Origin of the sequence: Dactylosporangium sp. NPDC051541, assembly GCF_044454505.1 — a bacterium.
Lineage (GTDB): Bacteria > Actinomycetota > Actinomycetes > Mycobacteriales > Micromonosporaceae > Dactylosporangium.
Window position 1 is genome coordinate 212387 of sequence record NZ_JBITDU010000005.1, and the last position, 12803, is coordinate 225189.

General features: G+C 72.1%; 11 protein-coding genes and 1 pseudogene. 9 read left to right on the forward strand and 3 right to left on the reverse strand.

What is annotated here, in order from left to right:
* Positions 1 to 13: 13 nt before the first annotated feature.
* Both ACIA8L_RS24800 and ACIA8L_RS24805 read right to left on the reverse strand, forming a co-directional pair.
* On the reverse strand, positions 14 to 1309 hold the full coding sequence (locus ACIA8L_RS24800; protein WP_395908436.1) for an ABC transporter substrate-binding protein: 1296 nt from the start codon (positions 1307 to 1309) through the stop codon (positions 14 to 16).
* A 38-nt stretch (positions 1310 to 1347) separates the two neighbouring features.
* The gene (locus ACIA8L_RS24805) at positions 1348 to 2328 is read right to left on the reverse strand and encodes a LacI family DNA-binding transcriptional regulator (protein ID WP_395908439.1); all 981 of its coding nucleotides are present in this window, start codon (positions 2326 to 2328) and stop codon (positions 1348 to 1350) included.
* 167 nt (positions 2329 to 2495) lie between these two features.
* Here ACIA8L_RS24805 and ACIA8L_RS24810 point away from each other — a divergent pair, with 167 nt between their 5' ends.
* From ACIA8L_RS24810 to ACIA8L_RS24850, 9 genes and pseudogenes are all read left to right on the forward strand, one after another.
* Positions 2496 to 3740 (forward strand): Gfo/Idh/MocA family protein, encoded by a 1245-nt coding sequence (locus tag ACIA8L_RS24810; RefSeq protein ID WP_395908442.1) that lies wholly within the window; start codon positions 2496 to 2498, stop codon positions 3738 to 3740.
* Positions 3733 to 5172 carry a glucuronate isomerase gene (gene uxaC / locus ACIA8L_RS24815; RefSeq protein ID WP_395908444.1) on the forward strand — a complete coding sequence of 480 codons (1440 nt, stop codon included), beginning with the start codon at positions 3733 to 3735 and terminating at the stop codon, positions 5170 to 5172. The genes ACIA8L_RS24810 and uxaC overlap by 8 nt, the downstream gene beginning before the upstream one ends.
* A complete protein-coding gene (locus ACIA8L_RS24820) occupies positions 5169 to 6452 on the forward strand; it encodes an enolase C-terminal domain-like protein (protein WP_395908446.1) in 1284 nt (427 codons plus the stop codon). Before uxaC ends, ACIA8L_RS24820 begins: the two co-directional genes overlap by 4 nt.
* Positions 6440 to 7747 carry a mannitol dehydrogenase family protein gene (locus ACIA8L_RS24825; RefSeq protein ID WP_395908448.1) on the forward strand — a complete coding sequence of 436 codons (1308 nt, stop codon included), beginning with the start codon at positions 6440 to 6442 and terminating at the stop codon, positions 7745 to 7747. The genes ACIA8L_RS24820 and ACIA8L_RS24825 overlap by 13 nt, the downstream gene beginning before the upstream one ends.
* The gene (locus tag ACIA8L_RS24830) at positions 7744 to 8745 is read left to right on the forward strand and encodes a Gfo/Idh/MocA family protein (RefSeq protein ID WP_395908451.1); all 1002 of its coding nucleotides are present in this window, start codon (positions 7744 to 7746) and stop codon (positions 8743 to 8745) included. Before ACIA8L_RS24825 ends, ACIA8L_RS24830 begins: the two co-directional genes overlap by 4 nt.
* A complete protein-coding gene (locus tag ACIA8L_RS24835) occupies positions 8742 to 9095 on the forward strand; it encodes a cupin domain-containing protein (RefSeq protein WP_395908454.1) in 354 nt (117 codons plus the stop codon). The genes ACIA8L_RS24830 and ACIA8L_RS24835 overlap by 4 nt, the downstream gene beginning before the upstream one ends.
* Positions 9096 to 9150: 55 nt before the next feature.
* Positions 9151 to 9327 carry a hypothetical protein gene (locus ACIA8L_RS24840; RefSeq protein ID WP_395908457.1) on the forward strand — a complete coding sequence of 59 codons (177 nt, stop codon included), beginning with the start codon at positions 9151 to 9153 and terminating at the stop codon, positions 9325 to 9327.
* A 41-nt stretch (positions 9328 to 9368) separates the two neighbouring features.
* The gene (locus tag ACIA8L_RS24845) at positions 9369 to 11804 is read left to right on the forward strand and encodes an RNA repair domain-containing protein (RefSeq protein WP_395908460.1); all 2436 of its coding nucleotides are present in this window, start codon (positions 9369 to 9371) and stop codon (positions 11802 to 11804) included.
* A pseudogene (locus ACIA8L_RS24850) lies at positions 11805 to 12263 on the forward strand (transposase); the annotation flags it as partial.
* Positions 12264 to 12362: 99 nt separating this feature from the next.
* On the opposite strand, the gene ACIA8L_RS24855 reads toward ACIA8L_RS24850, so the two are convergent.
* Positions 12363 to 12560: a hypothetical protein gene (locus ACIA8L_RS24855; protein WP_395908462.1), complete on the reverse strand. Its 198-nt coding sequence runs from the start codon at positions 12558 to 12560 to the stop codon at positions 12363 to 12365.
* Positions 12561 to 12803: the final 243 nt, after the last annotated feature.

Here is a 12803-nt window from a genome sequence, read left to right on the forward strand (position 1 = left end):
TGGAAGCGTTTCCCTACTTGGAGATGGCCGTCTTGACGGCGCTGATGAACGCGTCGGCGGCCTGCTGGGAGGACGCCTTGCCGGCCTGCACCGACTCCGCGGCCTTGATCAGCTCCGAGCGCAGGGTGCTGTGGCCCTTGAGCGGCACCGTCGGCGACGGCCCGAAGGTCTTGCCGAGCGTGTTCTCGACGTCGATGGAGGTCTTCATCGCCTTGTCGGTGACGGCACCCTCGACGGCGGTGCGGACGTCCAGGTTGGACGGCAGGCCCCGGTCGGTGCCGAGGATCTTGCCCGCCTCCGGGTCGTTGGCCAGGAAGTTGATGACGTCGACGGCCACGTCCTTCTTGTCGCTGCCGCGGTACACCGAGAAGTACATCGAGGCGCGCGCCCACTGGGCCTTGGGGTCACCGGGGTAGGCCATGACGCCGAGCTCGTCCTTGGTGTTCTTCTGCAGCTCCGGCAGCTGGTTGACCCAGACCCAGGAGGTGAGGGCCTTGCCGGTGACGACGAGTTGCTTGGTGACGTCGGTCGCGTTGCCCTCGCGGATCACGTCCGCGGTCGGCGTCGCCTTGGCGTCGCGGGCGCCCTTCCACAGGTCGAACCAGGCGGTCACGTCCTGCGCGGTGAAGCCGAGCTCCTTGCCCTTGTACAGGTCCTTGCCCTGCTGGCGCAGCCACACCCAGAACGCCTTGTAGTCGGCGCTGGGGTCCTGCGTGCCGGGGACCTTGGTGGCCGCGCCGGCCGCCTGGGCCCAGGTGATGAACTCCGGCCAGGACATCCCGGTCTTCGGCTCCGGCTGGTTGGCCGCGGCCAGCTTTGTCTTGTTGTAGACCAGACCCTGGGTGTTCTCGCCGAAGGCGACGCCGGCCAGCTTGCCGTCGACCTCGCCGTACTTCCACAGGCTCTCGGGGAACTTGGAGGTGTCGAGCTTGCCGGACTTCTGGTACGACGAAAGGTCCAGCGTGACGTTGCGCGACGCGTACTCGGTGAGGAAGTTGTCGTCGATCTGGAAGATGTCGGGCGCGGCGTTGCCGGCCGTGAGGGTCGCCAGTTTGTCGAAGTAGCCCTGGTTCGCCTGCCACGTCGTCTTGAACGTGACGTTGGGGTGCTTGGCGGTGTAGGCCTTCAGCGCGTCCTCGGTGAGCTTGGCGCGGGCGTCGCCGCCCCACCAGAAGAAGCTCAGCTCCACCGGCTTGGTGGAGTCGGCCGACGGCGAGCCGCCGGAGTCGTCACCACAGGCGGCGAGGGGTACGAGCAGAGCGGCCGCGACGGCTGCGGCGAGCAACCGGCGGCGGGGTGTTCCGGACATCGAATGACACTCCTAGGCATTGGCCGCGACAACTGGGGTTATACCGGCGCGGGGCCGGTGGAGTCGCGGATGACCAGCTGGGTCTGGAGCGTGACAAGTGCGGTTGAGCGCTGTTCGTCTTCGTGGTGCAACAGCATGTCCACGGCCGCCCGTCCGGCGGCCGCGGTCGGTGTCGCCACGGTCGTGAGCTTCGGGCGCACGAGCCGGCTGAGCATGATGTCGTCTATGCCGACGACGCTGATCTCCTCCGGCACGCTCACATTGCGGTCGTGCAGGCCCTCGAGCAGGCCGATCGCCATGAGGTCGTTGTAGGCCAGCACGGCGGTCGCCCCCGTGGCCAGCACCGCCGCGCAGGCGGCCGATCCGGCCGCCTCCGTGGGCTGGAAGGGCCCGAGGACCGTGAGCGTGGCACCCGCGGCCTTGGCCGCGGCGGTGGCGGAGCGGCGGATCTCCCGGTTGGTCCACGACCCGCGCGGCCCGCCCAGCAGGGCGATCTCGCGGTGGCCGAGGGACACCAGGTGTTCGACCGCGGTCCGGGCGCCGTTGGCGACGTCCATCACGACCGCGGGCAGCCCCTCGACGGGCCGGTTGACCACGACCAGGGGCACCTCCTTGCGGAGCTTCTCGATCAGGTCGTTGCTCATGCGCGGGCTGCACAGCAGCACGCCGTCGACCTGCTTGGCGAGGGCGTGGACGAGCTGCTCCTCGACCACGGGGTCCTCGTTGGTGTCGGCGACGAAAAGGTGGTAGTCGCGCTGGCGCGACTGGGATTCGGCGGCCTTGATGAGCGGCGGGAAGAACGGGTTCGCGATGTCCGCGACGATCAGGCCGATGTTGTGCGTGCGGCCGGTGATCAGGGCGCGGGCGGCGCGGTTGGGCCGGTAGCCCATGCTCTCCGCGGTTGACAGCACGCGGCTGCGTGTGTCGGGGTTGACGAGGTGCGGGGCGGAGAACGTGCGCGACACGGTGGAGACATGGACGCCGGAGGCGCGGGCGACATCTCGGATCGTGGCGGGCACGTGGCGTCCTCTCGAAGACGGTGATGCGGGTCACCGGGTGCAGCCAATTATGCAAACGTTTGCTCCCGTGTCAACGCCCCTCAATGGAAGTTTCGCGCTGGTATTGACCCCGCCAGGGCCCTTTGCGCATAGTTTGCTGCAAACCTTTGCAGCCCCAAGGGGGTTCCTTGAACAAGCGCTATGCGATCGTCGGCACCGGATCGCGGGCGGCCATGTTCGTGCGGGCGCTCACCGGAGAGCACCGGCAGACGTGCGAGCTCGTCGCCCTCGCCGACCCGAACCCGGTCCGCGTCGCCGTGCACAACGACCGCCTCGACAAGCCCGTCCCGGCCTATCCGGCCAGCGCGTTCACCGAGATGATCGAGCGTGAGCGGGTCGACGTGGTGATCGTGTGCACGGTGGACCGCTACCACGACGAGTACATCGTCGCGGCCCTCGAGGCCGGCTGCGACGTGCTCACCGAGAAGCCGATGACGATCGACGCGCCCCGCTGCGCGCGGATCCTCGACGCCGTGGAGCGCACCGGCCGCCGTGTGCAAGTTACATTCAACTATCGATACAACCCGCTGCACGAGGCGGTGAAAAGGATCATCGCGAACGGCGAGATCGGCGACGTCGGCTCGGTGCACTTCGAGTGGCTGCTCGACGTGCGGCACGGCGCCGACTACTTCCGGCGCTGGCACCGCTCCAAGTCCGACTCCGGCGGCCTGCTGGTGCACAAGGCCGGGCACCACTTCGACCTGGTCAACTGGTGGCTGGCCGACGACCCGGCGTCCGTCTACGCCGATGGAAGACTCTTCTTCTACGGTACTGACGGATCGGGCCACGGCGCCGGGAAGTTCGCGATCGACATGGCCGACCCCGACCTCGACGCGCTCTACGGCGAGCGGGCCGTCAAGGCCGACGGGTATCGCCGCGATCAGGACGTCTTCGCCCCCGGCGTGACCATCGAGGACGATCTGGCGGTGCTGGTGCGCTACGCTCGCGGCGCGACCCTCACGTACCACCTGACGGCCTACGCGCCCTGGGAGGGGTGCCGTATCGCCTTCAACGGCAGCCGCGGACGGCTCGAGCTCGACGTGACGGAGACCGACCACGTCTCGCCCGACGCCGCCGACTCGCTCAAGGGCCATCGCGAGCCCGGGACCGCGAGCCTGCGCATCCGCCCGTTCTTCGGCTCCCCGGTGGAAGTGCCCGTGGAGGGGTACCGCCGCGAAGGCCACGGCGGCGCCGACGTGCGGATGCTCGCGCAGCTGCTGGATCCGCACGCGCCACCCGACCCGCTCGGCCGCTCCGCGGACGCCGCCGCCGGAGCCCGCGCCCTGCTCGTCGGGCTCGCCGCCAACGAGTCCATCAATACCGGTCGGCCCGTCCGCACCGCCGAGCTCAAGGCTGGAAACGTTCATGCATGAGGACCACCTGCTCCCCGCCGACCCCGGGGTCCGCGCCATCGCCCGCGAGCTCTACGGGCACGCCAAGGGCCTGCCGCTGATCAGCCCGCACGGCCACGTCGACCCCGCCATCCTGGCCGACGACCAGCCGTTCCCGGACCCGGCCCGGCTGATCGTGGTGCCCGACCACTACGTCACCCGCATGCTGGCCAGCCAGGGCGTCCCCCCGGCCGACCTGGGCGTGCCGGCGCTGGACGGTTCACCGGTGGAGACGGACGGGCGCACGATCTGGCGGCGGCTGGCCGAGCACTGGCACCTGTTCCGGGGCACCCCGTCGCGGCTGTGGACCGAGCGCGTCCTGGCCGAGGTGTTCGGCGTCGACGGCCCGCTGCACGCGGGCACCGCCGACGACGTCTACGACACCATCGCCGAGCGCCTCGCCAGCCCCGAGTTCCGGCCCCGGGCCCTGTTCGAGCGGTTCAACCTCGAGGTCCTCGCGACCACCGAGTCGCCGCTGTCCGACCTCGGCGCCCACGCCAAGCTCGCCGCCGACGGCTGGGGCGGCCCCGGCGGGCGGGTCATCACCACCTTCCGCCCCGACGACCTCGTCGACCTCGACTGGGCCGGCTGGGCCGACCGGGTCGCGCAGCTCGGTGCGGGCACCTACGCCGAGTTCCTGGACCGGCTGCGCGCGCGCCGCCAGGCCTTCATCGCCGCCGGGGCCACCTCCAGCGACCACGGCCACCCGACCGCGGCCACCCTCGCCCTGCCCCGCGACGAGGTCACCGCCCTGTTCGACCGCGCCCTGCGCGGGCGCGCCGAGGCCGGCGACGCCGAGACGTTCCGGGCCCACATGCTTGTCGAGTTCGCCCGCATGTCGGTCGAGGACGGCCTGGTCATGCAGCTGCACCCGGGGGCCGTGCGCAACCACAACGCGGCCCTCCACGCCCGGCACGGCCGCGACGTCGGCGGCGACATCCCCAGCCCGACCGAGTATGTCCGCGCGCTCAAGCCGCTGCTGGACGAGCTCGGCACCGACCCGCGGTTCCGGATCGTGCTCTACACGCTCGACGAGACCGCGTTCACCCGCGAGCTGGCGCCACTGGCCGGCGGCTACCCGGCCGTCTTCCTCGGCGCGCCCTGGTGGTTCCTGGACAGCCCCGAGGGCCTGCGCCGCTACCGCGAGGCCGTCACCGAGTCCGCGGGCTTCTACAACACCGCCGGGTTCGTCGACGACACCCGCGCGTTCTGCTCGATCCCGGTCCGCCACGACGTGGCCCGCCGCGTCGACGCCGGCTTCCTGGCCCGGCTCGTCGCCGAGCACCGCCTGCCGCTCGACGAGGCCGCCGAGACCATCGCCGACCTCGCCTACCACCTGCCGAAGCGCGTCTACGCACGCACCGTCCCCAATAGCCAGTCCCCGGCTACTCCGGTCATTGGAGTGAACGCGTGACCCTCATCACCGGCCTGACCGTCCACGATGTGCGGTTCCCGACCGCCGCCGCCGGTGACGGCTCGGACGCCATCAACAAGGGCGACTACTCGGCCACCTATGTCGTGCTGGAGACGGACTCCCACAACGGCTTCGGCCTGACGTTCACCAACGGCCGCGGCAACGAGATCACCTGTGCGGCGGTGGAGGCCCTCCAGCACCACGTCGTCGGCCACCACGTCGAAGACCTGTGCACCGCGGAAGGCCAGCGAACGATCACGGCGGACGTCCAGGTCCGCTGGCTCGGGCCCGAGAAGGGCGTCGTGGCGATGGCGGCCGGCGCGATCCTCAACGCCGTCTGGGATCTTCGGGCGCGCCTGGAAAGCAAGCCCCTGTGGCAGCTGCTGGCGGAGATGCCGACCGCCGATCTGGTGGCCGCCATCGACTTCAATCACATCACCGACGCGCTCACCCCGGAGGAGGCCGCCGCCATCCTCGACGCCGGGCGGGACGGCTATGACGACCGGCTGGCCTACGCGGCCGAGCACGGTTTCCCGTCGTACACCACCTCCGTCGGCTGGCTCGGCTACGACGACGAGAAGGTCCGGGCCCTCACCCGGCAGGCGGTCAAGGACGGCTTCAACGCGTTCAAGATGAAGGTCGGCGGCCCGATCGACGACGACGTGCGCCGGGCCGGGATCATCCGCTCCGAGATCGGCCCCGGCGCGCTGCTCATGATGGACGCCAACCAGGTCTGGGACGTCGGCGTCGCGATCGCCAACATGGAGCGCCTGGTCGAGTTCGAGCCGTACTGGATCGAGGAGCCCACGCACGCCGACGACGTGCTCGGCCACGCCGCGATCCAGCGCGCCCTGGGCGAGCGGTGCAAGGTCGCCACCGGCGAGGTCGCCGCCAACCGGGTCATCTTCAAGCAGCTGCTGCAGGCCGGGGCGATCGGCATCATGCAGGTCGACGCGTGCCGGGTGGCCGGCGTCGGCGAGGTCCTGGCCGAGCTGCTCCTCGCGGCCAAGTTCGGGGTCACCGTCTGCCCGCACGCGGGTGGCGTCGGGCTGTGCGAGTACGTGCAGCACCTGTCGTTCTTCGACTACCTGCGGGTCGGCCGGTCGATGGAGGGGCGGATGGTGGAGTACGTCGACCACCTGCACGAGCACTTCACCGACCCGGTCCGCATCGCGGGCGGCCGCTACGTGCTGCCGGAGCGGCCCGGCTACAGCGTCGAGCTGCGGCCCGAGTCCATCGCGCAGTACCGCTTCCCGGAGGGGCCCGTATGGAACGCCTGAGCCGTGCCACGTTCCGCGACGTGATCGAGCCGGCCGGCACCGGGATCGTGCACCTCGGGCTGGGCGCGTTCCACCGGGCCCACGAGGCCGTCTTCACCGAGGACGCGATCCGCAAGGCCGGCGGGGACTGGGGTATCGCCGCCGTCGCACCCCGGTCCCGGACCGTGCTCGACCCGCTCCTGGACCAGGACCTGCTCTACAGCGTGCTGACGCTGGACGGCGAACGGGTCACGCCGCGGGTGCTGGGCGTGCACAGCCAGGCCCTGCACGCGGCCGGCGAGCCGGAGGCGGTCGAGCGCCTGCTGGCCGACCCCGCGGTCCGGATCGTCACGCTGACGGTGACCGAGAAGGCGTACCGGCCCGACTCCGGCATCATGCGGCTGCTGCTGGCCGGGCTGCGCGCGCGGGCCGCCGGTCAGGCCCCGATCGCGCTGGTCAGCTGCGACAACCTGCCCTCCAACGGGCGCCGGCTGCGGGAGCTGATCACGGCCGAGCTCGACGATGTGAGCTTCATCGGGTTCCCGAGCACGATGGTGGACCGCATCGTCCCGGCCAGTACCGACGCCACCTATGCCACCGCCCGGGAAGTCCTCGGCCTGGAGGACCGGGCGTGCGTGGCCGCGGAGCCGTTCAACGCCTGGGTGCTGGAGAACGACTTCCCGGGCGGGCGGCCCGCGTGGGACCAGGCCGGCGCGATCATCACCGACGACGTGGCCCCGTGGGAGGGGTTGAAGCTGCGGGCCCTGCTCGGGGTGCACTCGGCGCTGGCCTACCTCGGCGCGCTCGCCGGCGCGCGCACGGTCGACCAGGCCCTGGCACTGCCCGGGATGCGCTCGGCCATGGAGCGGTTCATCGCGACCGACATCGCACCGACGCTCAGCCCGCCGGACGGGGTGACGGTCGAACAGTACGGCCGCAGCGCTCTGGAACGCTTCTCCAACGCCGGACTGCGCCACCGGACCCTGCAGATCGCCATGGACGGCTCGCAGAAGCTCCCGCAGCGGCTCCTCGCCACCATCGCCGACCGGCGGGCCGCCGGCAGCGTCCCGGTGTACGCCACGCTCGTCCTCGCGGCCTGGATGCGCTTCGTGCGCGGGGTCGCCGACGACGGCACCGCCCTGCCGCTGGACGACCCCCTGGCCGACCGGCTGCGGGCCACGCCGTCGCTGCTGGAGCTCGACGCCGTGTTCCCGCCCGGGTTCGCCGACGACGCCGAGCTGCGCGCCCAGCTGTCGTCGTGGAGCGCCGACCTGGACCGGCACGGGGTCGTCAAGACGCTGGCGGCTCTGCGGTGACCGCGACGGTGGCGCTCATCGGGGCGGCCGGGCACGGGATCTGGCACCTGCGCGCGATCGAGGCCCTCGGCGAGCGGGTCCGCCTCGTCGCCACCTGCGACGTGCGGCCCGGCTACGACTACACCGACCACCGCACGATGCTCGCCGAGCGCAAGCCCGAGGTCGTCATCGTCTGCACCCCGCCGCACACCCACCTGCCGATCGCCCTCGACGTCCTCGACGCCGGCGCCGACCTGCTGCTGGAGAAGCCGCCGGTGCTGCGGACGGCCGACTACGACACCCTGGCCGAGGCCGCCCGGGGCCGGGTCGTGCAGGTGAACTTCCAGGCCCTCGGCTCGCCGACGATGCCGATGCTGGCCGACCGGGTCGGCGCGGTCCGCTCGGCCGCCGTCGCCGGGGCGTGGTGGCGGCCGGACGAATACTGGCGCCGCTCCTCGTGGTCGGGCCGGCGCGGGCTGGACGGGGCGCTCGTGAACCCCTTCGCGCACGCCCTCATGCAGGCTCTGGCGATCACCGGAGTCCGTCCACCGTGGACACTCAGCCTCGATCGGTACCGCACCCGCCCCGACATCGAGGCCGAGGACACGGCGACCCTGCGCCTCACCGTGCCCGACGGCCGCAGCGTGTTCGTGGCCGTCACGCTGTGCTCCGGCGCGTTCGTGCCCGGCGACATCACCGTCACCGGCAGCGAGGGCACGGCCGAGGTCGGCTACGCCCAGGACCGGCTCGACGGCGAGGTCCTGCCGGGCCGCATCGGCCTGCTGGAGAACCTCCTCGACCACCGCGAGCACGACGCCCCGCTGCTCGTCCCCCTGGCCCGCACCGAGCCGTTCGTCGCCCTGGCCGAGGCCGTCCTGGCCGCCCCCGACCCGGTGCTGCTCCCGCCCGCCCGGCTGGTGCGCCGCGAGGACGGCCCGGAGATCCCCGGCGCCGCCGGCCTGGTGCGCCGGGCCGCCGCCGAACGCGCCCACTTCCGCGAGATCGGAGCCTTCCAATGAGAAAACTGGCACTGGCCGACCTGCCCGACGGGGGTACCCCGGCCACGCTCGCCGCCATCGGCGAGGGCTGGGGCCCGGTCCAGCGCGGCGGGATCAGCCGCTACGACGACCCCGGCCACCGCACCCACCCCGAGTCCGACGTGCACGTCCACGACGTCCCGGAGATCTTCACCATCGTGCAGGGCGCCGGCGTGCTCGAGCTCAACGGCGCCGCCGAGACCCGGTTCGTCGCCGGCGACATCCTCATCATCGAACCCGGCGAGAACCACCACCTCATCAGCGACGGCGACGTCCCGCTCGTCTTCACCTGGATGCACCTCTCGCCGATCGACGAGATCACCTCCGAGTAACAAGCTGTGACCGCGGCACCCGGGACATGGGTGCCGCGGTTTAGCATCGACGGCCATGGAGCCCACCTCGACCCTCGACCCCAATGACCCCGCGGTGCAGGCGGGTGAGATGGTCGGCCGGTTTCTGCCCGCGTGCTGCTGCTTCATCGTCATCGTCATCCTGGTCGCGGTGCTCGTGATCCTGCTGCGCCGCCGCAAGGACCGCCGCCTGCGCCAGCAGGGCCCTTACTGAATTCGGTCGCTGTCCGCCGGCACCGGGCCTAACCTCGCTGCATGAGACCCGTGCAGGACGTCGTCTCGCGGATCCGCTACGACGCCGCCCTCGATGCCGCCCGGTTCACCGTCGGCTACGAGGACCGCGGCGCCGGGACGCGGGAGACGCCGCTGCTGGTGTTCGTCAGCGGCGGTGACGTGCCGTGGCACCGGGTCCGCTACGTGAAGGCCGGCACGACGACCGTCTGGGACCGCCAGGCCCGGGTGGACCTGGTCTTCGGCCCCGGCGCCGCCGACCTGGCCGCGCTCACGGCGGCCGCGGCCGCACCGGCGGTGAAGCCCCCGAAGCGGTCCGTGTCGTCGTTCGCCGCGGCCGAGTGCCTGCGCTTCGACGGCGGCTGGGCACCGGCCGGCCCGCCCGCGCCCGTGCACGTCGACGCGCTGCAGGTGGCCACGTTCAACGTGCTCTCCGACGCCTACGACCGCGACCTCACCTATCCCGAGCGGCGCATCCCGGCCTGCGTCGAGCTCCTGGAGGGCCTCGGCGCCGACGTGGTCGCGCTGCACGAGGTCACGCACGACCTGTGGACCGCGCTGCTGGCCGCGCCTTGGATCCGCGCGGGATACTGCGTGTCCGCCGGACCGGACGAGGACATCGGCTACGGCACCACACTGCTGTCGCGGTGGCCGCTCACGCTCGAAGTGCAGCGGCTCTCGGCGTACAAACGACTCGTCCTGGGCTTGCTGCCCGTCAACGGCAGCACCGTCGGCTTCGTCGCCGCCCACCTGACCAGCGACCACACGGAGGGCGCGGAGCAGCGCCGGGAGCATCAGCTGCGGGTCATCGACGAGCGGCTGACCCGCGGCGACCTGGACGCGGCGGTCGTGCTCACCGACCTCAACGCGGGCGACGACGCGGCCCCGGCGGTCCCCGGCTACGTCGACGCCTGGCGGGCCGTGCATCCCCACGACGCCGGCTTCACCTTCGACCCGGCCGTCAACCCCCTCGCCGCGATCGGGTCCCGCACCGGCCGCGCCGCCCGCCTGGACCGCATCCTCGTGCGTGGCCCGCTGACCCCGGTGGTCGCCGAGCGCTTCGCCGACCGCCCGTTCGCCGCCGACCCGCCGCGGTACGCCTCCGACCACTTCGGCGTGACCGCGCTGCTGCAGCCGGCCCAGGAGACGGTCGACGCCGCCCCCGTGCACACGTCGGCCCTGGTGATCCGCCCGCCGCAGCACACCTGGCCGTCGATTCAGGCCGTGCGGGCGGCCCACGACCCCGCGTACCGCCGATGGATGCCGCACATCAACCTGATCTACGGTTTCGTCCCCGAGGCGTCGTTCGACGCCGCCGCCCGCGTGGTCGCGGCCACCGTCGAAGGCACCGGCCCCATCCGGATCCGCCTGCACCGCCTCGGCCGCTTCGACCACCGCGGTTCCACGACGGTCTGGGCCGAGCCGGAGACCACGCCGGCGGACGCGCTGCAACGGTTGCGCTCGGCTCTCGCGTCCAGATTTCCCGGGTGTACAGCCGGTGCGTACACCCCGCACCTGACGATCGCGAAGCTCACGAAGAACGCCGACCAGGTCTACGCCGAGCTGCGCGGCGCCTGGACTCCGCTCGAGTTCACGGTCACCGCCCTGGACCTGATCAGCCGCCGCGCCGACCGCCCGTTCGAGGTCCGCCACACCGTCCCCCTGGCCGCGGGCCACGCCGCCGCCCGCGCCCTGGTCACCGACGCCTGCTCGGCGCTGCGCCCCGGCTCCCGCGTCCACGTGGTCGGCTCGGTGCGCCTGGGCGTCTACAGCGACACGACCGACCTGGACCTGGTGTGGGAAGGCCCCGCCGGCGACGACCCGCTGCCGTCGTTGGCCGCCGCGCTGGACGGCAGACTCGTCGGCACCGTCGTGCCCGTGGTCCGCGCCGTGGTGGCCGGCGTCAACGTCGACGTCCAGCACGCGGCCCCCGACGGCCCCGGCCACCGCGCGATGCTGGCCGTCCACGACGCCGACGCCCTCCTGGAAGGCCTCGACCCGGCCACGTTCCAAGCTCTGCTGACCGAGGTCCGCCGCTGGTCCCGCGAACGCGAACTCGACGGCGCCGCCTGGGGCCTGGTCGGCGGCTTCACGTGGGCCTGCCTGGTCGCCGAGGCCCTCCGCCACAACGCCACCGACCTGCCGGCCTTCCTCCGCCACTGCGCCACCCACCCCCGCCGCCCCCGAGCCGGCGACCGCCACGCCTACTGGCCCGTCTACTCCCCCACCCCACCGGGCGTGAACACCACCCGCACCATGACCCGCGGCACCGCCACCCTGCTCACGGCCGCCTTCACCGACGGCGCCCTACCCGCCCCGTGGTCACACGCCCGCCTGGAGACCCTCCCCCCGGACGACGACCTCGACGGCAAGGTCCTGGGCCGCATCCTGGCCCTGGAGGAGACCGGCGCCACCGTCCGCCCCTACCCCCGCCACCGCCAGCTCGGCATCGACCTCTAGTTGGCGGATGCGGTGCTGTGCGCGGACGGGCGGGTGCGGTCGTTGCCGGCGCTGTCGCTGGTGGCGGAGCACCGTCGGGGTCGCGGCGCGCTGTATAACGCGCTCGCGGCCGGGAGGGGACGTGGAGGGGCTGCAGACGTCGGTGCCGTTGCCTCGGGCCGGCGACGGCCGGATCGTCCTCGCGGTGGACGTCACCTGCTGGCTGCGGACGCCTGACGCCGGGCGCGGACCTGGCCGCGGTTACCGCCGGGCCGGTCCGGCGATGTGCTCGGCCGGCTGATCGCCGCAGGGTACTGGCGCTCCGGCGACCCGCAGATGTGGGTCGTCATGGACGCCGGCTACGACGCTGCCCGCCTCGCCTGGCTGCTACGGGGCCTGCCGGTGCGGGTCGTGGCCCGGCTGCGCTCGGACCGGGTGCTGCGCCGGGCCACCCCACCGCGGCTGCCGGGCGTGCCGGGCTGAAGATCAAGCTAGTCCACGGCACAGCGAAGGGCCGGAGCGATGATCTCGCTCCGGCCCTTTCGCCGTACAGAACCGTGGTGAAGCCGTGTGAAGGTTCTACAGTGCGGAAGCAAACGCCGACACCGTGAGCAGGTCTCGCTCACGCGGGTCGAACAGTCGTTTCATCACGCTGTCGAGCGTCGAGGCGGTTGCCTCGTCGGGCTCGGACAGCAGTGTCCGCAACCGGACCGCCGCAAGATCGAGTAACCCCTCGCTGGGGTCCTCGGCCACGGCGACAGCGCCTGGCTTGTGCATGCTTCCACCTATGGGTGTGTTGGGAGAGAGCGTGGTTGCCATGGTCGGCGGCGGCGGCAAGACCTCGTCAAAGATGACCTGGAGCCAGGGGGTGGTGCTTCACTAGCCCGGGTGACCCTGTGAGGGCCCTACGGATGCAGCGGGTGACGACACCGTCGGCACAGCACGAGCTGTGTGCAAGCACAAACCACGGCAGAAGTATGGCACAGCAATCGGGGTGACGGACTGCGGTCCACCCCGACT

Coding starts and splice junctions, on each gene's coding strand:
- ACIA8L_RS24840 (WP_395908457.1), top strand. CDS start 9,151: ATGGAGCCCACCTCGACCCTCGACCCCAATGACCCCGCGGTGCAGGCG.
- ACIA8L_RS24855 (WP_395908462.1), bottom strand. CDS start 12,560: ATGCACAAGCCAGGCGCTGTCGCCGTGGCCGAGGACCCCAGCGAGGGG.
- ACIA8L_RS24845 (WP_395908460.1), top strand. CDS start 9,369: ATGAGACCCGTGCAGGACGTCGTCTCGCGGATCCGCTACGACGCCGCC.
- ACIA8L_RS24835 (WP_395908454.1), top strand. CDS start 8,742: ATGAGAAAACTGGCACTGGCCGACCTGCCCGACGGGGGTACCCCGGCC.
- uxaC (WP_395908444.1), top strand. CDS start 3,733: ATGCATGAGGACCACCTGCTCCCCGCCGACCCCGGGGTCCGCGCCATC.
- ACIA8L_RS24800 (WP_395908436.1), bottom strand. CDS start 1,309: ATGTCCGGAACACCCCGCCGCCGGTTGCTCGCCGCAGCCGTCGCGGCC.
- ACIA8L_RS24825 (WP_395908448.1), top strand. CDS start 6,440: ATGGAACGCCTGAGCCGTGCCACGTTCCGCGACGTGATCGAGCCGGCC.